Origin of the sequence: Coleofasciculus chthonoplastes PCC 7420 (genome assembly GCF_000155555.1) — a bacterium.
Classification (GTDB): Bacteria; Cyanobacteriota; Cyanobacteriia; order Cyanobacteriales; family Coleofasciculaceae; genus Coleofasciculus; species Coleofasciculus chthonoplastes_A.
In genome coordinates, this window is sequence record NZ_DS989854.1 from 25087 (window position 1) to 44513 (window position 19427).

Below are 19427 nucleotides of genomic sequence, written 5' to 3' on the forward strand. Positions count from 1 at the left end.
ATGGCACAAATTCACTTTATTGATGGCGAAAAAGGAGGAGTTGGCAAATCATTATTTTGTCGGGTATTACTCCAGTATTGTTTGGATAAAGAGTTAGACTTCCAGTTTGTCGAATCAGATAGAACCAATCCCGATGTGGGAGCTTTTTATCCGGATAACTGCCATCAAGTCTTTTTTAGCGAACAGGAAAAGAAGTCTTTTGAAGTCGATTTGATTTTCAACTTATCATTGAAGAAACCTGTTTTTGTGAATCTTCCCGCCCAGGTCTATCCGATGGTGACCGATTGGATTAAGGGAAATAGCTTGATTGATTCAGAAATTGCCCAGGAATACAACGTTCAAATTTATAAGTGGTTCTTGTGTACGGGCGGTCATGATAGTATTAAGCTTTTCCTGGAAACTTTACAGGAGTTTAAGGGAAAGATTTGCCATGTCTTTGTTAAGAATATGGGGCTATGCGATGACTGGGAGCATTTGAAGTTGTATGACGAGTTGAAGCAACTTCAGAAGAAATACTCAGTCCTGGAAGTAGAGTTTCCCAAACTGAGTTCAATGGAACGCAATTTGATTGACCAAAAACAATTAACGTTTGCTGATGCTATTCGGAAGGACAGCCAGCATTTGCCCATTTTATCCAAGCAGCGGGTGGTTAATTTCATGAAAGAGGCTTATAACGCTATTGAGAAAACAGGTCTAGTGACTGTAGAGGCATTTGAAGACCACTCGGTTATTGAAAAAGACCAAGTAGCTTGAGGGAGGGAATGATTGGTGGCACGTTCAGAGCTGGCAGAGGAGTTTTTTGAGGAAGGGGAAGGTTCTCATCAAAGCAAGACACTTTTAGATCAGCTGATTGAGGGTCAGTCTGAAGAATTCAAACGCAAGGTTTTTGAGTTGGTTGCCCGCACGGGTTACACAAACTACAGCGACCCGTTGTTTGTGATTCTCTTGGCAACGGGTTCCCTTCAGGTGCTGCTTAACGAAAAGCCAGCCGAGTTAGATACTATGTTTAAGCGGTGGGCGGCAAAGGTTGTCGGCGCGTTGGAGTTGTGTGAGGGGCAGATTGTACGGCGACAGGAGGCGGCGATTTCCGAGGCGGCGGCTAGTTTGATTCGTCAAGCTCACAGGCAGGAACTGACTTCGTTTTGGCAAAGAATTGTTCCGGGTTCGGTGGCGGCGGCGGTGGTGCTGGCAGTGGGATTTGTGGGGGGAATGACGGTTCCCTCGTTTTTGAAGGGTGGATATGTTGCTGGAGAGCGTCTGACCGCTGATGATGCAGCGCTGTTGCGTTGGGCGAAATCTCAGGAAGGAAGACAGGCGCGTGACTTGTATGAATGGAATCAGGATTATTTACCCGTTTGCCAACAAGATGTGAAAAATCTGGGTGTAACGTTGTCGTTGGGGGGAAGAAAGGTGAGTTCAGGATTCTGTGCGTTGTGGGTTGAACCTGTTTCCAAACGAAAATTTGAGTCATGAATACCAACAATAAACGTCTCAATTATGACTGATGACGTTGAGGCGTTTATTGGCTTACAATACATAAAGTTGCCAAACCATGAGTTATCCTGTTATTTTATATCCTCAGTTGATTTCAAGGTTTCGACAAAAATACTCACCTCCTCATGAAGAGGATTGCTGTCGGTCTGAACAGCTACGCGATTATCTTTTTCAGTTAACAGGTCTGCTAGCTGGACGAGTTAGACAGCCTGATGGGATAAGTGATGCACCTCTGGGGGCTAGCGAAACCACATTTGGAGCGGTTTTGAGACAATATTTTGGCGAACGCATTCACACTCAACTAAGGTTTCCTATTCCCAACCAGGATGCTTTCTACAGTGTTGACTTTGCCCTAATGTTTCCTGAACTTGGACTATGTTGGGACATCGAGGTAGATGAGCCGTTTAGCTTTCAAAATAACCGTGCGACTCATTCAATAGATGACTGGCGTGATCGCTATCGCAATACGTTTTTTCTGAAAGGGAATTGGATGGTCATACGTTTTGCTGAAGAGCAAGTCGTTCGCTATCCAAAAAGCTGCTGCAAGGAGTTAGCTGATGAAATCGCGTCTTTGACGGGACTTCATCGCTATCAGAAATTGTTGAAAAACGTGCCAATGCTACAGCCTATCAAACAGTGGACGGTTCAGAGTGCCAAGCGAATGAACAAACACAATTATCGGTCGCGATACTTGAAATTAATTGCGGCATTCCCCGACTTCAACGACAGTAAGTCGGGGAAGGATAGCAGACAAACTAGGAATTAAATAGTCCGCAGTTGTTAAATTTCTATGGTAAAATCTAGGCATGAAAACACGTAGAGTGACCTATAGAATTTACCCAAACAAGGCTCAATTTGACCAGCTTCATTGGGCGAGAAAAATGCACTGCGATCTCTATAACGCGGCAATGGCTAACCGAAGGACGCAGTACAAGCGCTTTGGTCATTCCGTTAATTATCTTGAGCAGCAAAACTGTTTGCCTGAGTTTAAGAAAGTTTGGATTGAGTATGCCGAATTAGGTTCTCATACGTTACAAGCTACATTAAAGCGGGTTGATTTTGCCTATAAGCGATTTTTTCAAGGATTAGCCAAGTATCCAAAGTTCAAAGCCAAGCGGCGGTATAGTGGCTGGACATATCCAGACCAAGCAGGTTGGAAGGCTTTATCTAACGGTAAAAACGGTTACTTGGAACTAAGAGACCTTGGTTTAAAGATTCAAATGCGGGGGCAAGCTAGGACTTGGGGAACTCCAACAACCTGCACAATCTTTTTCAGAAATGGTAAGTGGTATGCGTCAATCACTGTGCAGTGCAACCCAATCCGTCAAACAGGTACGGGTTCAATCGGAATCGACCTTGGCTGTAAAGACGCGGTGACGCTTTCAACTGGCGAGAAAATTGCTAAACCCGATTTTATTAAAGAGGGACACAAAAAAGTTAAGGTAGTCTCAAAGCGGTTAAGACGCAAAAGACCACCTAATAGGAACAAAAAAGTTAAGGGATCGAGACGATGGAAAAAAGAACAAAAGCGGATTTCTGAGCTTCAGGGTAAGATATCCCGACAACGAGAAGACTGGCTGCACAAAACAACCAGCGAGATAGTTAGCGGTAATAGCCTAATTGCTGGAGAGCAGTTAAATGTCAAGGGCATGACTCGAAAAGCCAAGAAGGGTAAGCGAAAGAGACAGAAAGCCGGGTTAAATCGGTCTATTCTCGACGTTGGGTTTAGCATAGTCGGTGATTTATTAACCTACAAAGCTACTGAAGCAGGCGGGTTCTATGTCGAGTCACCAACTAAAACGCTCAAGCCAAGTCAACGGTGTGCTAAATGTTGGGAATTAACGCCTAAGACTTTAGCTGATAGAGTTCATGTTTGCTCTAATCCTGACTGTAATCATGTTGAGGATAGAGATGTTAATGCTGCCCAAGTTAATGAGATTTGGGCAAGGGGTTTGGAACGAGCCTCTTTAGACGTGGAGTCGCCTAGCTCTACTGACTGCGGAAGCATGAAGCAACTAGGGGCGAAGAAACGTCAGAAACGACGACTTTAACGAAGTAAGTCGTCGTAGTTCATAAAAAAAGATCCGGCTTTCTAGCCGAATCTGGGTTGCTGTTAGGCAGCTTGCGGTTCGTCTTCTAGCATTTCTTCAGTAGCCGTTGCTGTTGTGAAGATGCCAAGAGCGGTCATTTGGGCTATCTTTTCCTTAAAGCCATCTCGTTCGACGACATTCATAGAGAGATAGCCATTGAGAATTACCTCTTGAGAGACGGCTAACTGCTGGGCAACATCAGCTTGTTTGCCCCAAGCCAGCACTTTCAACGGTTCTAGACGCTGGTTGTCTCCCCACCCGCTCTTAAACACAACCTTAAATACAGCGACTTTCCGTTCACCGTCAATGGTGTAGCGAATTTCAGTCGCTTCGGTCACCTGTGCGCCAAGAGTTGCAGTGTTCATTAGGTAAATTCCTTATTAATTGACTTCACAAAAAAAAGCCGATAGGCTTTTGAATAGCGAGCATCTGGGGTAGATGCCCGCTTGTTGCCCCTAGATTGGGCAGTCGTCGTCTAAGTCGCTGTTGTTATCGCTATCGGTTGAGCTAGAATCGTTATCATCTTGTTTCGGTGACAACAATTCTAAGCGGTTAACCCGAATAATCGGTTTGGAGCGCTCAGAACCGTCTTCAGGATTTTGCCAGCGTTGGATTTCCAAAGACCCGGAAACACCAATCAGCTTTCCTTTACGGACGTAGGAGGCAGCCACTTCTGCGGTTTTGCTCCACATTTCCAGGTTGAACCAGTCGGGTTTTTCACTGTGACGCTGTCGCTTATCAACGGCAAGAGTCAACGCACATTTGGTGGCGCCTGACTCGAAGTAACGCACCTCAGGGTCAGCACCAACGCGACCGACTAACTGGATGTGGTTTAAGTCCATGATGCTGGTTGTCGCTAGAGTCATGGTTGTACCTCTTTGGTTATTTTTTGTTTCACTTCCCTAGCGCCGATAGGCGCTTTTTTCTCCTGACCAGTGAGCTGATAACTGGTCAGAAGATAGCTAATTTTTTAGAGGGCAAGTTCTCCGACTTGCAATGAACCTTTTATGACCTGACGTAAGAGTTGAGTGAGTGTTTGGATATTCGGTTGGATTTTAGGCTTTCGACTGCCGGGAATTTTGACCAAGCAAACAACAGAATGGTCGATACCAATGGCATCCAGGAGGTGTTTGAGTCCGCTGTTAGCTTCGACGTTATTTAATTTAGCCTGTTTATCGTCTAAGGTGTTTGGATTAGATGTAACGTCGATGGCAATGTGCCAACCTCGGAAGTTAATGGCAAAGTCAGTGGCAAATATCAGATCCAGAATGATGGAGGCAGGGATATTATCCCAGTTGAATTGTCCCGTAGCTCGGTCTCCGAATTCTGCCGCGATATAAGGTGTGGCAGTTGCAATTCGCTGCCGACCCATCTTGAACTGTTTTGCCGTTTGGATCAGGGTTTTTGAGTTGAAGTTCAGCGATGGTATTTTGGCAGATTTGAGCAGATGTTTGAAGGCTAGTTCGCTACTATTCATCGTGAAGCAGTTAAACGTAATAGTTGCCCCTTGACCGCTTAATAGGGTCGGGGGCATTTTTGTCACGTTTTAAAGAGCGATAGCGACTTCTGTTTGAGTGGAATAGGGGTTAAAGAACGACTTCGATGAGGATTAATCCGAGTACGGTGGCAGCTAGTTTAAGACTTGGGGGAAGCTTGTTGTCAGGATAAAGGATGCCGAGAAGCACTAGCAGGACTAATCCCAGGCGGACGTTTGTGGGTATCACTAACACCGTTGCCAAAAACAGCGTTATGACTAAAGCCCAGTTAATTAGACGGTCAATTCGTTCTAAAAAATGGTTAGCGGGTTGAGGTGGTGGTGTTTGTCGGTCGGTCATGTTTTTAAGATTAAGTTTTATTAAGTTTACACGTTTTGCTCTCTATCTTAGGAAAGAGAACGCAAGTTTGGACAGGCTAAACTCTTGCTATGAGACTCATCCAACGCTCAGGTATTTGTTCACTCTATCCCTCTATCTTGAGACTTATTTGGTGCGATTGATTTTTTAAGGGAATCCGGTTTGGTATTAAAAGAATATCAGCAATTGTTTCGAGAAAAAGAGGCATTGATATGACGCTAGCTATTCGTAACAGAACCAAAAAGGCTTCTCTTAAAGAAGATACAGCCGGGTTAATGTTGGGCGCATCGGGAGCGCTGCTCACAAATTTAGTGGTCACAACTAGCACGTTCAGTGTGGCGGCGGCAGCAATTGGAGCCTCAGCCGTAAGTTATTTAGTTTGGCACAAAGAAGTTAGTAGTCTGCTCAGGTGGATGCACCAAATCAATCGGCGTTACCGCTGGCAAAGCGTCCTTTTGCTGACTGTAGGAGGGCTGTTTATTCTCCAATGCATGGCAACTCCGGCGAATGCTCAATTTTTTCAGTCGGCTGAAGATTGGTTAGGTAGTCAGTTCCCTGATGCTGGGGATGTTATTCCTTTGGTTTTTAATGTGTTGCGGGGTTTGTTCTTGTTGTATGTAGGGATTGCTTTAGTACGGATTATCAACGCGGCAAGACAAGATGAAGACTGGCAAGGTTTAGCCCGTACTCCTTTAATTATTGTCATTGCCGTAACCGTAGCTGACGTCGTTTCTGTACTGATTACGGGTTAATGGCAATGGAAAAGTCATTCCGAAAGGTCAATCAGTCCCTAGGCAACAAGCCGAATATTGGACCATTGCCAGCGGATCAGTTTATTCCATGGGCAGTAATTGCTGGAGGGGCATACTATCTTTTTAAAGTGCTGCTGGGTTTGAGTTGGTTGTGGACGGGACTGCTAGCCGCTTGGGGAATGGCAACCTGGTGGGTACTTACCGGAAGTAAACCTTGGCGATTTCTTTCCAAGTTCATTGGCACTCCCTACTGGGTTCGCGGGTATGGGTTGTATCGCCCACTGCTGCATAGGCAGCGAAATAGAAACAGCAAAAAGCGATCGTAGATTGGGGGATTTTCATGCAACTCTTCTCTCTTGTACAATCTAATAGAGCAAAAAAAGCGGCTCAGGTGAAGGTGAAAAGACCCACCTCCGGCAAGGCAAAAATAGGCGCTCGTCAAATCCACGACGGCAGCACTCGGCGCAAAGGAACACCGATTGAAGATGCTTTTTCCCTAGTAACTATGCTGCGGATTGAGCTGGATGGGCGCAAGGTGGGTGCTTATGTTCTTCGTAAAGGTGAAAACAATTTTACTATCCAGTTTGGGTTTGAGTGTAAGGGCATCCATCCCACTCTGCGTGCGGATGAAATTGAGCCAGTTTTTGATGCCTTGTCAGCAGGTTTAAAGGATTTTCCGCCCTCGGAACACCTGACGATTCATTTATCATCCTTCACAACGGATGTGTCTAGGCAAGAACAACTTAAACAGCTTATAGCTGTTGCACCAACGGTTGAGTTGAAATTTCTGACACTCTCAGAACGCGCTAGAGTGCAGGAACTGACTCGGCTGGGGTTACGCAAGCCCAAGACGTTGCGACTGTATTGCACCTATACCGTTGAGCCAGATACCACCGGGAGTCATGATACGATTGAAAAGGTTTTGGCGAAATTAGAGCGGTATTGGCGGCGCTTTACAGGTGAACTGGATAAGGTACAGTTTCTGCGGATGGAGCGGCTGTTTACTTCCGCTTATGCCTATGGCTTTCAGCAGTGGGAACAGTTACTAGCGAATAAAATTGGTTTGCAGATTCGGGCGCTGACGGATGAGGAACTGTGGGAAATTCTTTGGCAGCGCTTCAATAGTACACCGCCCATCAAAGTGCCGCAAGTAGTGGTACTGGGTGAACGTGGGTTACGAGAGGAGGTGCATTCGGAGCTATCACCCCTGACGCTTTTGGTTGAAGGACCCATTCCAGTTGCTCAACGGCGCTGGGTTAAAGCGAATGGCAAGTATGTCGGAGTTTTGACCTTTGTGGATAAGCCCGCAGGCTGGCGCGATAAAGAGGCACAGTTGCGGTATCTTTGGGAGGTGATCGCAAAAGACCGCGTTTGGGATACCGAGGTTTTTTGTCAGCTAACGCGAGCGAATGAGGCTCTGGTCAAAACCAATATGCAGCGCCTGACTAAACAGGCTAATACGGCAACGGTATTGGCGGCAGATAAGAATTCCATTGACGTTAAGGCACATCTGAATATCAAAAAAGGCGTTGAAGCCCAAGAAGCATTGTACGAAGGGGCAGTACCCTTTCACACCGCTGTAACCTTTCTGGTACACCGAACCCGATTGGGACCCCTTGATGAAGCGTGCCGTTTTCTGGAGTCTCTGTTTTTACGACCCGCGTGGGTGTCTAGGGAACAAGAGTATCCGTGGCGTGTCTGGGTGCAAACGTTTCCCATTAATTGGGAGAAGCTCCTGGCGAAACCGTTTAACAGAAGGCAAGTTTATCTCACCTCCGAGGTGCCAGGATTGATGCCGTTGGTCAAGACGCGCACGATTGATGAGTGGGGGTTAGAGTTGGTTGCTGATGAAGGCGGGACACCCATTTATCTGGATCTGTTCAAACAGCACAAGAATCTGGCACTATTCGGCACAACCCGATCCGGGAAATCCGTGATGGCTTCGGGCATCCTTACCCAAGCACTGGCTCATGGTCTTCCGGTGGTGGTTATGGACTATCCCAAACCGGATGGAACGAGTACGTTTACGGATTATACTCACTTTGTCGGCGGCAGCTATTTCAACGTTCGTTCAGAGGCGATTAATTTGTTTGAGCTGCCCGACCTTTCCCAGCTCTCACCAAAAGACCAGAATGATCGCTTTGAAGATTATAAGGATTTTTTGGTGTCAGCACTGATGGTGATGGTGGTTGGTGCAAAAGCTGGGGAGAGTGCTAGGGAAAAGGCGTTTTCGTCCACTGTGCGATCCATCCTGACGTTAGCGATTGATGGCTTCTTTAAAGACGAACTGATTCGCGATCGCTATGGGATGAGTTATCGGGCTGGTTTTGGTAGCCAAGAGTGGCAGAATATGCCCACCCTGCGCGACTTTGTACCCTTTTGCTCTTATGAGCGGCTGGAGTTGGATGGAAACAGCGGTGAGATCCGAACGGCGATGGAGCAAATTAAGCTGCGGCTTTCGTCTTGGATGGAAAGTCGCGTGGGCAAAGCGATTAGCCGTCCGTCTACGTTCCGCACCGACGCACAGTTACTGGTGTTTGCACTGGCGAATCTCTCCAATGACGATGATGCTGCCATTCTTTCGCTTTCGGCGTATTCGGCGGCGTTGCGACGGGCGTTGGCATCTCCAGCTTCAATTTTCTTCATTGATGAGAGTCCCATCCTGTTTGAATATGACGCGATTTCAAATTTAGTCGCACGACTGTGTGCGAATGGGGCTAAGGCAGGCGTCCGGGTAATTCTTTCTGGGCAAGACCCAAATACTATAGCGGCTTCTCCAGGGGGTGCCAAGATTTTTCAGAATATGACCACGCGCTTGGTGGGGCGGATTCAACCGACAGCGGTGGATAGTTTTGTCGAGATTCTCAAGTATCCCAAGGAGGTTATTGCCCGGAATGCTTCGGAGAGCTTTTTCCCGAAAAAAGAGGGAATGTACTCTCAGTGGCTGGTGGATGACAGGGGAACCTACACCGCCGCCCGATACTATCCCGGTTACGTGCTTTTGGCAGCCGTGGCGAATAATCCCGACGAACAAGCAATGCGAAGTGCAGCGATGAAGCGCCATGGCAATAAGTTTGTCGGACTTAATCAGTTTTCTCGCGAGTTGATCGCCTCAATTCGCGCTTCTTGAATAGTAACAAAGGAGGAACCGTTATGAACAAGGGACGTTATGCTGCAACGTTAGCCGTTGCATTGGTTTTATCGGCAATGAGTTCTCCCCCGGCTTTAGCCGCAACGGTAGATTCTAATCCCCTGTCTGGATTGCTTGATTGGCTCAACCAGCAAATTGCCGAAATTGAGAACTATGCCAATGGTATTTTACAAGATAAGGCAGAGGCATTGACGGAGGCGTTAGGGTCGGAATTTGATGGGATTGTTGGTGATGCGGCTGGCGTGCTGGGGTTGCCCGATCCGAGTCAAACCCGCCAAGCGGCTGAAGAAGCGGCGGCGGCTTCTGAAGGTGCAATTTATGCGGGCGATCGCGCGGCGAATGAGATCGACCGTCAGACCACTCGAGCCTCGGCTGCTGGCATTTTGAGTCAGGAGGGTCAGCAGCAGCAAAAAGCTGTTTATGAGCAGACCCAGCAGGCGGTTGATGCGGTGCAACAAGCCAGTGATCTGGCTCAAACCGAGGTAGTGACCCAAAATGTGATGAAACAGATTGCAATTCAGAATGCTCAAACGGCAAAAGTGATGGGCAGTGTGCAGTCGAACCTACTCAAAAGTAACGAGCAACAGGCACAAACGAATACCCAGCTTACTAATATCTCACGCACACTCGACGGTCAAACCCAACTTGAGAATGCTGACCGGGTGGGTGTCGGGTTTAGCAATTTGAGAATCACCTCTCAAGCCGGTTTATTCTAAGCGTCCAGAGTTGATGATGGTTGTTTTAATTCCGTTCATTGTTGCCTCGATTAATCCCAATTCCGGTGAAAGTGCCGCCAAAATCACCTCCGATGGAGCCTTAGCCGCTGAGTCGATTGCCGCTGCAATGGATCAGCTTTGGCAGGATGTGCTGGGCAATAGTGGCGGTTTGTATGCCGCGATCGCTAATTTAGGGGTACTGTTTGCAATAGGAACGCTGCTGATTTGGGCAGTGCAGTGGGCGAAGACTCTGTTGGAGGATGGAACCGGATCATCCTTTTCAGAGATTATCTGGCCCCTAGTTGTTGTGGTGCTACTGGCAAATGATGGGGGACTTTTAGCCACCTGTACGTTGCAGGTGCGCGGTATTATTAACCAAGCGAATCAAACGGTTTTGCAATCTACCTCTAGTTCCGTTCGCTTAGAGGAAGCATATCGGCAGATCGTTCAGGAAATTGGGGCTGAGGATGCAGCGCGAGGCTTGCTTGACCAATGCGCGGCAATAGCTGACCAAGAACAGCAACTCTCTTGTCTGGAGAATGCCAAAGAGCAAGCCCAACAAATCTCTGGGAACTTGGATAACTCTCCATCAAATCGCTTTCAGAGATTTCTGGAACGGTTCAATGTAGGTGAGATTTTTAACACCAATATTTTGCAGATGGCTGTTCGCGGTTGGTTGATTGCATTTGGCATTGCTTTCCAATGGATTGTCGAGATTTCTATGTTGCTAACGGGGTTATTAGGTCCGTTAGCGGTGGGCGGGTCACTTTTACCCGTTGGCAATAAAGCAATTTTTGCTTGGCTAACTGGCTTTTTTTCCGTGGGAATGGTCAAGCTTTCTTTCAACATTATCAACGGCTTAGTTGCCGTTATGGTTCTGAATGCTGGGGATAGTGACCCGATGATTTTTGCCTTTGCCACTGGGCTAATTTCTCCCCTTTTATCCCTAGCATTAGCCGCCGGAGGAGGGATGGCAGTTTTCAATAGTCTTTCAACCCTGGCTACGTTTGGTTTAGGACGGTTGCTCCCCTATAACGTTCAGAAAACATTAATCCGATAAATTAAGCAGACAATGAAAGCAAGGGAACGCAATAATTATCGACTGCGCTTTCTCAGTTCACCCCAGGAAGCACGGTTTTCGTCTAGTGACCTTTTGGGTATTATTACGTTGTCCGCCATTGGACTCCATGTTTTAGGGTTTGGTGTGGATTTTTTGCAGTATTTAACCTATAAAAATCTCAGCCATAAACCTGCACCCACCTTAGTCCAAATGGCAGATGGCTCCTCTATTCATGTTGCCCCCCTAGGTTCTCTTGAGCGAACGCCAGAAGTAATTCAGGAATTTGTTCGCGCTACCTTGGCAATGTTAATGACGTGGGAAGGGACAGTGCCATCTCCGGCAGAAGGGGGTCAGGAGATAAAAGATAAGGGCGTGAAAATCCGTTCCCCTGAGGGGCGTCATGGCAAGGTGACAACACCTGCCTATCAAGCAGCATTTGCGTTGAGTGAAGACTTTCGCAAAGAGTTTCTTACGGAGGTGGCTCGTCTGACACCAGCTGGTGTTTTTCAAGGGGATACGCAAGTGATTTTTGTCCCCATTGATATTGGTAATCCGGTGAAAATTGAGTCGGGAAAGTGGCGAGTGCCAATTGTGGCGAACTTAATTGTTGTAGATAATACCAATGTTTTGGGTGAAACCATTGCCTTTAATAAGGATGTATTTGTTCGAGCCGTAACCCCTCCTCAGTATGCATCTCATCTTCAAGGCGTAGCCCAAATTGTTCAAGCCATCCGGACAAGTGGACTGGAAATTTATGCTATTCGAGATTTACAGCAACAGGAGCTTTGATGATGGTTCAGTTTCAAGAAATACCCGACAATGGTAATAGTGAGGTCGAGAATTCCCAAAACAATTCTGTTGATCAGTTTCCCCATAAAGTCGATGATTGGAGCGAAGAATCCTTAGCGAAACTGATTGGTTTTGAGGAAGAAGATCCATCCAATCCGGCGGCTGTATCACCGGAACTATCGACTCAACCTGAGAATGGGAATAATCTAGAACCCGATAGCCCCATCTTGTCGGTTGAGGAGCTGTTTGATGAGACCCAACCCGAACCCCAGCCCATGTCTCAAAAGGGTTGGTCTAAAGGAGCATTGGTTGGATCAGGATTACTGGTAGTCTTCGTTTGTGCTGGGTTGGTTTTGAGTCCGATTATGGATGGAATACAACCTTCACCCCAGACGGCTTCAAAGCCGGAACCGTCGCCCACTCCTAAAGTGATGGCGGATGAACAAGGCAATCCTAATGGTAAGCTTAAAACCGAACTGGCTCTGTCGCAGCAGGCGGAAGAGTTAGAGAAAATTGATGAAGCACGCCAGCAGCGTTCTCAGGATGAGCGGGATGGGGTTCAACCTGGGGAAACGGAACAAGACCCAGAGAGTAAGGCACAGACTCCTCAGAGAGCGCCCGTTCGTCGAACACCACCACCAGCGCCAGCGCCCCGGCGAAGGGTAGCGAGAGCGACTGCTCCTCGTCCTCAGCCCAGGCGGTCATCCGCTCTGTCTCAGGTGACTACTCCAACGATGGCGACAGCCCCGTCGAGTCCTCGTTCTCAGGTGCAACCTGAGGTGACCCCAAGCCCTAAGCCGACTGATCCTATGGAACGCTGGACTACTTTGGCACAGTTGGGCAGTTACGGTCAAGTGCAGGCTGAAAACGGTGAGGCACAGGGGGTACAACTGTCTCAAGAAGGGCAGATGAGACGGGTATCGATGCCATCGGCTGATCCGGTTTTGCCCCAGGAGTCTGTTGTCATAGCCGAGGCGGTGGAAACCTTACCGCCCTCTACTGAGGGAGTGTTGGCAGAAGCCGAATCCAGAATTTTGCAAGGTAGACCTATTCGGCGAGCAACGGTGGGGACAATGGCATCAGGAGAACTGATGACTCCGGTTATCTGGTCAGGAGAAGGTAATACGGAAGGACGTTTTGTGGTCACGCTGAACCAACCCCTTCTGGATAGATTGGGGGTGGAAGTCCTCCCAGCAGGAACCCAGGTTGTGTTTGAGATTGCGAACGTCGCGGAGAACGGCTTGGTGAAAGCCAATGCTTTGTCTGTGGTTAAAGGCGATTGGGACTATGCCTTGCCGGACGGTGCTTTGGTGGTGCGCGGCTCTGGAGGGGAACCGCTGGTGGCTCAGGACTGGTTTGACCATGGGGATGAGATTGCCTCAATGGATGTTTCCACCGCATTACTGGGCGCTCTCACCCAGGTTGGGGAAGTGATCAACCGCCCTGAATCGCAAACCTCGACATCGATTACTAATGGCATCTCGTCCACCACAACCACATCGCAGACATCAGAACCTAATATTTGGGCAGCTGTCTTGGAAGGGGGAGCCACACCCATTCTAGAGCAAATTATGGAGCGTAATCAGAGTGCGATCGCTCGGCTGGATGAGATGGAAACCCTCTGGTATGTGGAAGCGGGAGCGGGAGTGCAGGTTTTTGTCAATCAGTCGTTTACGTTGTGAGAAGTTATGAAACTTAGAAATCTTCTACTATCGGGGATTGTTTCGGTGTCGGTTTTGGGCGTACCCAGTCTGAGTTTAGCCTCTACAGGAGTTCGCCAGATGAGGGTTAATGAGAGTTCGGTATCAGAAATAAGGCTTGCACCGGGGTATGGGATCAATATCAGTTTTATTAGAACTGGGGAAGTGATTGAAAAAGTCTGGCTAGATAACCCGTCTTGGGTGGTGCTGGATGTGGATGGCTGTTTGGCGGGGTTGGGTGAGTCGAAGTGTGAAGCCTCTTCTGCAAGGGTTTTGCATTTGCGCCGCATTGAGCCGCTTTCTATTCCTGGCTTACCGTCAGCAACAAGCGCTCAGTTAACCGTGATTACTCGTTCAGCTTCCTTTGAGCGGCGGTTGAGTGTGTTTCGTGTGGTTCGGGCTTCGAGTCCTCCAGATTATCACACGGTTGAGGTGGTTCCGCCCGGTGTGCCAGGGCGATTGGTCGATGTTTCGGCTCTAGAGCGGGGGCGTCAGGAGGCAATTCGCCAAAATTGGTTGGAGTCAGGGAGTCTTTTAGATCGGCGAATTGTGCAGTTTTTAAGTTTGTTGGCTGCTTATCGGTTAGAAGACGCTCGGCAAAAGGCAGGAATTTCTCTGGAGTTGGTAGAACGCCTGGAGCAGTTGGGTAGAGGTGAGGATTTGGGTTTTTCTGATGGGGGGAAGCCGTCTGTTGAGTTGCAGGGGGAACAATGATGAGAATGCGATCGCGTAATTTATGGGTTTGGCTGTACTTTTTCGTGACGGGTATGGCTCTGTCGTTGGTATTGTCTGGACTGTTAATTGTAGCGCAATCGTCCCCAACGATGGCAGTCAGTAGCAGTGTGCCGACGGTTGAGTTCGGGGGATCACGGGTTCCTTCTTGGCAGAGCATTTCCTTTGATCGCCTGCCGCCGATTGCGAGTTCGGGAAGTTATTACGCCTCATCTGATATTATCTCTCAGTTAGGGTACGATCCTTCTCGCTCTTGGACAAAGGGGCAGAAACCTGAAGAGTATTTGGCGCTAGGGGATTTTCAAGATTCGTTCAGCCTGGAGAATTTTGACCTGGATATTATCAGTCAAATTGTGGGATTGGATTTGGATTCGGTGAGTTTGGCATCCTTGGGTCTAATGCCGTTCCAGACTCTGCAAAGTTTGGTTGATGGGATTGAATCTTTGGCAGAATTTCCGATTCGGGAAGTCCTACCCGTACAGGATTTAATTGAACAAGCCGTTGGTCGGGTTAATGTGCATCAAACCATTGGGGAATTTCTGGAGAGAGCGCCACATTTAGGTGAGCTGGCTTTTGCCGATCTGCCCCTTGATGGATATGCATTGAGAGACATTCCCAATCTCGATATTACACCCATTGAGCGGTTTAAAGATTGGCAGAGGACTCTAATTGGAGACATTCCCGGTTTGAGCCAGGTGCCATTCAGTGACTTTCCCAATCCCCCAGCCGCCGTTGGGAATGGGGTGGGTATTGTGGATGTGGTTTTTGGAGCCGCAGAACAACAGCGCCAACGTACTATATCGGGCAGTACTATTGAAGGGTTTGAGGTGTCTTGTGAAGCAGGCTGCGCTCATGTCGAACTGTCTGGTACTGAGAGTATTTTAGGGCGTCAGTGGATCAGCGGTAAATATCAGGAAACCCGAGGCGGTTTTGGTGTTTTAGCAGCGGTTAATGGTGGGAAAGAACCTGTGGGTAGACACCTATTTGGCGATGCCTTTAAGGTTGTGTTGTGGGATATGGATGAAACCACAGGGACAGCAACTAGCGCCATGTTTTTTAGAATGTGCCAGCGCGGAATTCCTGATTTGGGCTGTACTCCGTATTTTATTGGACCTCTGCATTTTATGACCTACCAGGAAATGGATTCGATTTTTTTGGGGCAGTTAGAGGCAGGAGATCCTTCAGTGGTTTCAACACCAACTCAGGTGGCTATTTCAGAAATGCAAGCTATTTCATCGAGTGAGTTTCAGCCTAATTCAAAACCGAGTACATCTGCGTCTGCGAAACGTCGTATTGGAAAGTCGTTTGTAGCTTCGGAAAGCTTGAGTTCATTTTTGCCACCGACACTTTCTTGCTCGAATCGATATCAAGGTGTAGTGCTGGATGCCTTCGCTGTATCGCTATCGCAGATTGAGGGGGATTATGACACGGTTGGTGTTTTCACCTGTGACAGCCAGGGTTACTGTGGACGTGGTTTGGGAGCGATGCAGTTTATGAGTTACCGGGATGATGTGCGCTCCAAAATCTTGGCAAAGTCTGGTGGAAAGCAGTTTTTAGCCAGACTTGATCAAGGGGAATCGGTGAGCCGAGAGCAGCTTTTGTATTATTTTTCACCCGTTGATCAGCAGGATTTGTTTGAGGCAGATGCCCGCCACTTGATTGATGTGGCATCTCAAGAAATAGACCCGAAAACCGGAGATTATTTTACCGACAATCGCTTACTGGAACGGATAGCTCAGATGCATTTTGGCGGGGTTGCTGTGCCAATTGATTCCCCCGCTACAGATATTCACCAAGAGTATTCGGTTCAATCCTACGGCTCTGAAGTTGCCAGTAATTATCAACGGGTTGTTGCTTCAATGGGTTGTCCTTGATTTGAGAAAGTAATGAGTGATGAAAAAAGGTTTTGAACGTTGGCAGTTATTAGCTTTACCCAAAAAGCTAACCTTATTGGGGGTGGGGTTTTTAGTGAGTATCGGGCTAATTTGGATGGCTTTTTCAGGCTCTACGTCGGCTAATGAAGGATTTGTTCCCGCTGATCCGATTGTATCTGAGCATTTGTTAGAGCGGGTGATTGAAGAGAATTATTCCCAGGCGGGAGCTAAGTTGGAGCGCAAGAGTATGTTGGTGCAAACGGTTAAAAGTGAAAATAAGCTTTTCATTTTTGACCTGAATAATCCAAATAGTTGTGGCAGACAAGGCTGTTTGTATGTAGTGTATACAGCAGACGGTAAGCGGGTATTGAGTTTGTATCTGAAGCGCTCTTTACTGGAAGATTACCCGTTGTTTGCTGTCGAAAAGTTGGCGTATGGCAATGATTTTCCTTGTTTAGTCGTTTCTCAGGTGGAGAAAAAGGCTGTCGTCTCGAATCGCTTTTGTTTTTCTCAAGGGTCTTTTGTGCCAGTTAATCGGCAGCGACAAAGCCGATATAATTCTAATTAGGGGCTAATGTTTGGGGACAAAAACGGTTTTTTGCACAACTAATTAGTCGGACAAAAAAAACGGCACGCTGATTAAGTTTTGTGAACAAGACTACAACTCTTACAAAGAAAGAATGACAAATAACGTTGCTCCTCGACGAAAGCCACTTCTTCACCGTTTACGTTAATTATGTCCACCTACTTACCATAAGCTTATGTTTCAAAAAGAATTGAAAAAGCCAGTCGTTCAGTATCAAATTGCTGGAGTTAGTCAGGAAATACCGCCGTCGTTGCAATTGGGATTGGAACAATTAGAAGACAAGTTTGTTTCCCCCTTGGGGGCAGTGCTTTTCGGTTGTACAGCACTTTTAGTGGCTGCTCATATTTGGGGTGTTAAAAAGGGTAAGGTGGCAACAGCCTATTGGGGGGGTTCTCAAGAGAAAGGAAAAGCGGCAAAAAAAGCGAAAAAGCAGATCAAAAATGTGGCGCGGAACAGTGTGGCACTCTTTATTGGAACGCCTGCATTTATCCGCTCTCATTTGGAACAAGAGTGGGTTCAAAGGGGGCGAGTTCGTCCAACTCGGCGCTGGGAAAAAGCACTTCGGGGATTGTTTAGCGCGTCGCCGACGCTGTATGTGCCGGATGCACAGCGGGGTATTTCCGTGTGTGGAGGTGCGGGGACGGGAAAAACCTACTCAGTGATTGATCCGTTGGTGCGTTCGGCGTTTGATCAAGGATTTCCAGTGTGTCTTTATGATTTTAAGTATCCGGCGCAGACTCTGCGAGCGGTGGCGTATGCGCTCAAGCGGGGTTACAATGTGCGGGTGTTTGCACCGGGGTTTGCTGAAAGTGAGAGTTGCAATCCTCTAGACTTTTTACGGGATGAAGAAGACGCTGTAGCGGCGGGTCAGTTGGCGGAGGTGATTAATCGGAACTTCGATAGGGGGGGAGCGGATAATGGCGATCGCTTTTTCTCCGAAGCGGGTGATACGCTGGTAGCAGGCGTTTTGATGCTGACTAAGGCAGTGGGACGGCTACGCTCTCCTCAATACTGTGACTTGATGATGGCACAGGCAATTTTGAGTCTCGACCAGTTGCCACAGCGCCTGGAGTTGGCATCGAAAAATGGAACGTTGAAGGTTTGGACGAGCCGACCCCTTTCTCAGCTTATCAGTGTTAAGGATTCGGAAAAGACAGTGGCGGGCATTTTGGGTACGGCACAGCGAATCTTTCAGCGTTTCCTGAAGAAAGACTTTGTGGGGGCGTTTTGTGGCAAGACGACGCTACCTTTGGATTTAGATGGGAAGCAGTTGATTGTTTTTGGACTAGACCGGAATAATCGGGATATTGTTGGACCCCTGCTAGCGGCGATTTTGCACATGGTTGTGGTGCGGAATGTTTCCCGCACTGTACCTCGTCAAGACCCGTTGGTAACAGTGTTAGATGAACTACCAACTCTATATTTACCACAATTAGTTAATTGGTTAAATGAAAATAGGGAGGACGGATTTTGTGGCATATTAGGCTATCAGAATTTGTCTCAGTTGGAGAAGGGGTATGGTCGAGAGCTAGCACGGGCAATTTTTGGGGGAACGGCGACTAAGTTTTTGTTTAATCCCCAGGATGGGGAATCAGCTAAGTTATTTGCTGACTATTTGGGTGAACAAGAAATTCAGTTTCGGTCGAAAAGCCTGACGCGCAGTGCAGGCAAAGGTGGACGTTCTCGCAGTTTGACTGACCACCATCAAAAGCGGTATTTATTGGAACCGTCCGAATTTCTGAAGTTAGGAACGGGTCGGGCGGTTGTGGTGAATCCGGGTTATCAACGGGGTCAAGAAGCTTACGTTCCTGTATTGCAGTCGATTAAGGTGCCGCCAGCAGATATTGCTCAGCAGAAATGGTCGGAGGGGAAATGGGATGTGATTAAACGGCGGTTAATTGAGCGCAATCATTGTTTGATTTCCGATGACGAGCGTCGAGAGCAGTTTGAGGAACGTCGCGCTTTGGCTGAGAAATTATTTCCCCTACCCCAAGTTAATCTGGAGGCTTATGAGGGTTCTGTTGACACAGAGACGAATTCTACAGGGTTTAGTTCTTCACTTGTCCCAGAAGCATTTTAAAGTGGAGGTTTAGGGGTCACAAGACGTAAAAAGAAGGAAGATTTACTAGCTGAATTTGACCCGTTTGAGGCAATTTCAGTAGATAGTCCGATTACTGGATTGGTGGTCTAGGTTTGAATAATGTCTAATTTTGAGAGTCATAGGGGTGTGATTGAACAATTGCTTAAAGGATTATCGATTGAATCCATAGAGGTTTTGCTGCGCTATCCCCAGTGGAGAGCGCGAGTCATTGAAGCTTATCCTTGTTCCCCGTTGCCCATGGATTATTCTCCCCTAGTGGTTGAGGTATTTGACCAACAGGGTTTACTGGCTGGTCGAGTGGGTGATTATGGGTATTCAGTTGAGGTGCCATTCAACCATGTTTCTGAGTTTACTGCTTGGTATTTTGATGGGGAGTTAGTTCTCTTTCAGGGGGGTGGGGAGATAGTGATTAATCGCCTGTCATTGGTGAGTGTTGCGGCTCTGTTTGAGAGGTCAGATGAGCGGTAAAAGTAAACCGTTTTCTATCGAGGAGAAAGTCTGGGAAAGGCATTAATTTATACAGGAGGTT

At 47.6% G+C, this 19427-nt stretch carries 20 protein-coding genes; 16 read left to right on the top strand and 4 right to left on the bottom strand.

Annotation, left to right across the window (positions count from 1 at the left end):
- The 4 genes from MC7420_RS19335 to MC7420_RS19350 all read left to right on the top strand — a co-directional run bounded on the left by MC7420_RS19335 (nucleotide 1) and on the right by MC7420_RS19350 (nucleotide 3545).
- On the top strand, nucleotides 1-753 hold the full coding sequence (locus MC7420_RS19335; protein WP_006102452.1) for a hypothetical protein: 753 nt from the start codon (nucleotides 1-3) through the stop codon (nucleotides 751-753).
- A gap of 15 nt (nucleotides 754-768) precedes the next feature.
- Nucleotides 769-1473, top strand: coding sequence for a DUF6753 family protein (locus MC7420_RS19340; RefSeq protein ID WP_052307505.1), 705 nt, complete (start codon nucleotides 769-771; stop codon nucleotides 1471-1473).
- 79 nt (nucleotides 1474-1552) lie between these two features.
- Nucleotides 1553-2260 (top strand): hypothetical protein, encoded by a 708-nt coding sequence (locus tag MC7420_RS19345; protein WP_006102518.1) that lies wholly within the window; start codon nucleotides 1553-1555, stop codon nucleotides 2258-2260.
- Nucleotides 2261-2300: 40 nt separating this feature from the next.
- Nucleotides 2301-3545: an RNA-guided endonuclease InsQ/TnpB family protein gene (locus tag MC7420_RS19350; protein ID WP_232231737.1), complete on the top strand. Its 1245-nt coding sequence runs from the start codon at nucleotides 2301-2303 to the stop codon at nucleotides 3543-3545.
- 62 nt (nucleotides 3546-3607) lie between these two features.
- Here MC7420_RS19350 and MC7420_RS19355 read toward each other — a convergent pair whose 3' ends face one another.
- The 4 genes from MC7420_RS19355 to MC7420_RS19370 all read right to left on the bottom strand — a co-directional run bounded on the left by MC7420_RS19355 (nucleotide 3608) and on the right by MC7420_RS19370 (nucleotide 5419).
- A complete protein-coding gene (locus MC7420_RS19355; RefSeq protein WP_052307506.1) occupies nucleotides 3608-3949 on the bottom strand; it encodes a single-stranded DNA-binding protein in 342 nt (113 codons plus the stop codon).
- 90 nt (nucleotides 3950-4039) lie between these two features.
- The gene (locus MC7420_RS19360) at nucleotides 4040-4426 is read right to left on the bottom strand and encodes a single-stranded DNA-binding protein (protein ID WP_006102473.1); all 387 of its coding nucleotides are present in this window, start codon (nucleotides 4424-4426) and stop codon (nucleotides 4040-4042) included.
- 128 nt (nucleotides 4427-4554) lie between these two features.
- A complete protein-coding gene (locus tag MC7420_RS19365; protein ID WP_044208333.1) occupies nucleotides 4555-5118 on the bottom strand; it encodes a hypothetical protein in 564 nt (187 codons plus the stop codon).
- Nucleotides 5119-5170: 52 nt separating this feature from the next.
- The gene (locus MC7420_RS19370; RefSeq protein WP_006102453.1) at nucleotides 5171-5419 is read right to left on the bottom strand and encodes a hypothetical protein; all 249 of its coding nucleotides are present in this window, start codon (nucleotides 5417-5419) and stop codon (nucleotides 5171-5173) included.
- 230 nt (nucleotides 5420-5649) lie between these two features.
- Here MC7420_RS19370 and MC7420_RS19375 point away from each other — a divergent pair, with 230 nt between their 5' ends.
- From MC7420_RS19375 to MC7420_RS19430, 12 genes are all read left to right on the top strand, one after another.
- Nucleotides 5650-6189, top strand: coding sequence for a hypothetical protein (locus MC7420_RS19375; RefSeq protein ID WP_006102376.1), 540 nt, complete (start codon nucleotides 5650-5652; stop codon nucleotides 6187-6189).
- 5 nt (nucleotides 6190-6194) lie between these two features.
- On the top strand, nucleotides 6195-6515 hold the full coding sequence (locus tag MC7420_RS19380; protein WP_006102480.1) for a hypothetical protein: 321 nt from the start codon (nucleotides 6195-6197) through the stop codon (nucleotides 6513-6515).
- Between the two features lie 14 nt (nucleotides 6516-6529).
- Nucleotides 6530-9319, top strand: coding sequence for a hypothetical protein (locus MC7420_RS19385; protein WP_006102494.1), 2790 nt, complete (start codon nucleotides 6530-6532; stop codon nucleotides 9317-9319).
- 23 nt (nucleotides 9320-9342) lie between these two features.
- Nucleotides 9343-10056, top strand: a complete 714-nt coding sequence (locus MC7420_RS19390) for a hypothetical protein (protein WP_006102454.1) — start codon at nucleotides 9343-9345, stop codon at nucleotides 10054-10056.
- Nucleotides 10057-10072: 16 nt separating this feature from the next.
- Entirely contained in the window at nucleotides 10073-11116 is a 1044-nt protein-coding gene (locus MC7420_RS19395) for a hypothetical protein (protein WP_006102368.1), read from the top strand.
- 12 nt (nucleotides 11117-11128) lie between these two features.
- Entirely contained in the window at nucleotides 11129-11905 is a 777-nt protein-coding gene (locus MC7420_RS19400) for a hypothetical protein (RefSeq protein WP_006102406.1), read from the top strand.
- A gap of 2 nt (nucleotides 11906-11907) precedes the next feature.
- Nucleotides 11908-13587 (top strand): TrbI/VirB10 family protein, encoded by a 1680-nt coding sequence (locus MC7420_RS19405; protein WP_232231738.1) that lies wholly within the window; start codon nucleotides 11908-11910, stop codon nucleotides 13585-13587.
- Between the two features lie 6 nt (nucleotides 13588-13593).
- Nucleotides 13594-14319, top strand: coding sequence for a hypothetical protein (locus MC7420_RS19410; protein ID WP_006102545.1), 726 nt, complete (start codon nucleotides 13594-13596; stop codon nucleotides 14317-14319).
- 5 nt (nucleotides 14320-14324) lie between these two features.
- Entirely contained in the window at nucleotides 14325-16211 is a 1887-nt protein-coding gene (locus MC7420_RS19415) for a hypothetical protein (RefSeq protein ID WP_083799089.1), read from the top strand.
- 19 nt (nucleotides 16212-16230) lie between these two features.
- Entirely contained in the window at nucleotides 16231-16779 is a 549-nt protein-coding gene (locus tag MC7420_RS19420; protein ID WP_006102369.1) for a hypothetical protein, read from the top strand.
- A 193-nt stretch (nucleotides 16780-16972) separates the two neighbouring features.
- Entirely contained in the window at nucleotides 16973-18877 is a 1905-nt protein-coding gene (locus tag MC7420_RS19425; RefSeq protein ID WP_006102370.1) for a type IV secretory system conjugative DNA transfer family protein, read from the top strand.
- A gap of 120 nt (nucleotides 18878-18997) precedes the next feature.
- On the top strand, nucleotides 18998-19366 hold the full coding sequence (locus tag MC7420_RS19430) for a hypothetical protein (RefSeq protein ID WP_198016500.1): 369 nt from the start codon (nucleotides 18998-19000) through the stop codon (nucleotides 19364-19366).
- Nucleotides 19367-19427: the final 61 nt, after the last annotated feature.

Coding starts and splice junctions, on each gene's coding strand:
- MC7420_RS19335 (WP_006102452.1), top strand. CDS start 1: ATGGCACAAATTCACTTTATTGATGGCGAAAAAGGAGGAGTTGGCAAA.
- MC7420_RS19345 (WP_006102518.1), top strand. CDS start 1,553: ATGAGTTATCCTGTTATTTTATATCCTCAGTTGATTTCAAGGTTTCGA.
- MC7420_RS19350 (WP_232231737.1), top strand. CDS start 2,301: ATGAAAACACGTAGAGTGACCTATAGAATTTACCCAAACAAGGCTCAA.
- MC7420_RS19355 (WP_052307506.1), bottom strand. CDS start 3,949: ATGAACACTGCAACTCTTGGCGCACAGGTGACCGAAGCGACTGAAATT.
- MC7420_RS19360 (WP_006102473.1), bottom strand. CDS start 4,426: ATGGACTTAAACCACATCCAGTTAGTCGGTCGCGTTGGTGCTGACCCT.
- MC7420_RS19365 (WP_044208333.1), bottom strand. CDS start 5,118: ATGCCCCCGACCCTATTAAGCGGTCAAGGGGCAACTATTACGTTTAAC.
- MC7420_RS19370 (WP_006102453.1), bottom strand. CDS start 5,419: ATGACCGACCGACAAACACCACCACCTCAACCCGCTAACCATTTTTTA.
- MC7420_RS19375 (WP_006102376.1), top strand. CDS start 5,650: ATGACGCTAGCTATTCGTAACAGAACCAAAAAGGCTTCTCTTAAAGAA.
- MC7420_RS19380 (WP_006102480.1), top strand. CDS start 6,195: ATGGAAAAGTCATTCCGAAAGGTCAATCAGTCCCTAGGCAACAAGCCG.
- MC7420_RS19385 (WP_006102494.1), top strand. CDS start 6,530: ATGCAACTCTTCTCTCTTGTACAATCTAATAGAGCAAAAAAAGCGGCT.
- MC7420_RS19390 (WP_006102454.1), top strand. CDS start 9,343: ATGAACAAGGGACGTTATGCTGCAACGTTAGCCGTTGCATTGGTTTTA.
- MC7420_RS19395 (WP_006102368.1), top strand. CDS start 10,073: ATGGTTGTTTTAATTCCGTTCATTGTTGCCTCGATTAATCCCAATTCC.
- MC7420_RS19400 (WP_006102406.1), top strand. CDS start 11,129: ATGAAAGCAAGGGAACGCAATAATTATCGACTGCGCTTTCTCAGTTCA.
- MC7420_RS19405 (WP_232231738.1), top strand. CDS start 11,908: ATGGTTCAGTTTCAAGAAATACCCGACAATGGTAATAGTGAGGTCGAG.
- MC7420_RS19410 (WP_006102545.1), top strand. CDS start 13,594: ATGAAACTTAGAAATCTTCTACTATCGGGGATTGTTTCGGTGTCGGTT.
- MC7420_RS19415 (WP_083799089.1), top strand. CDS start 14,325: ATGCGATCGCGTAATTTATGGGTTTGGCTGTACTTTTTCGTGACGGGT.
- MC7420_RS19420 (WP_006102369.1), top strand. CDS start 16,231: ATGAAAAAAGGTTTTGAACGTTGGCAGTTATTAGCTTTACCCAAAAAG.
- MC7420_RS19425 (WP_006102370.1), top strand. CDS start 16,973: ATGTTTCAAAAAGAATTGAAAAAGCCAGTCGTTCAGTATCAAATTGCT.
- MC7420_RS19430 (WP_198016500.1), top strand. CDS start 18,998: ATGTCTAATTTTGAGAGTCATAGGGGTGTGATTGAACAATTGCTTAAA.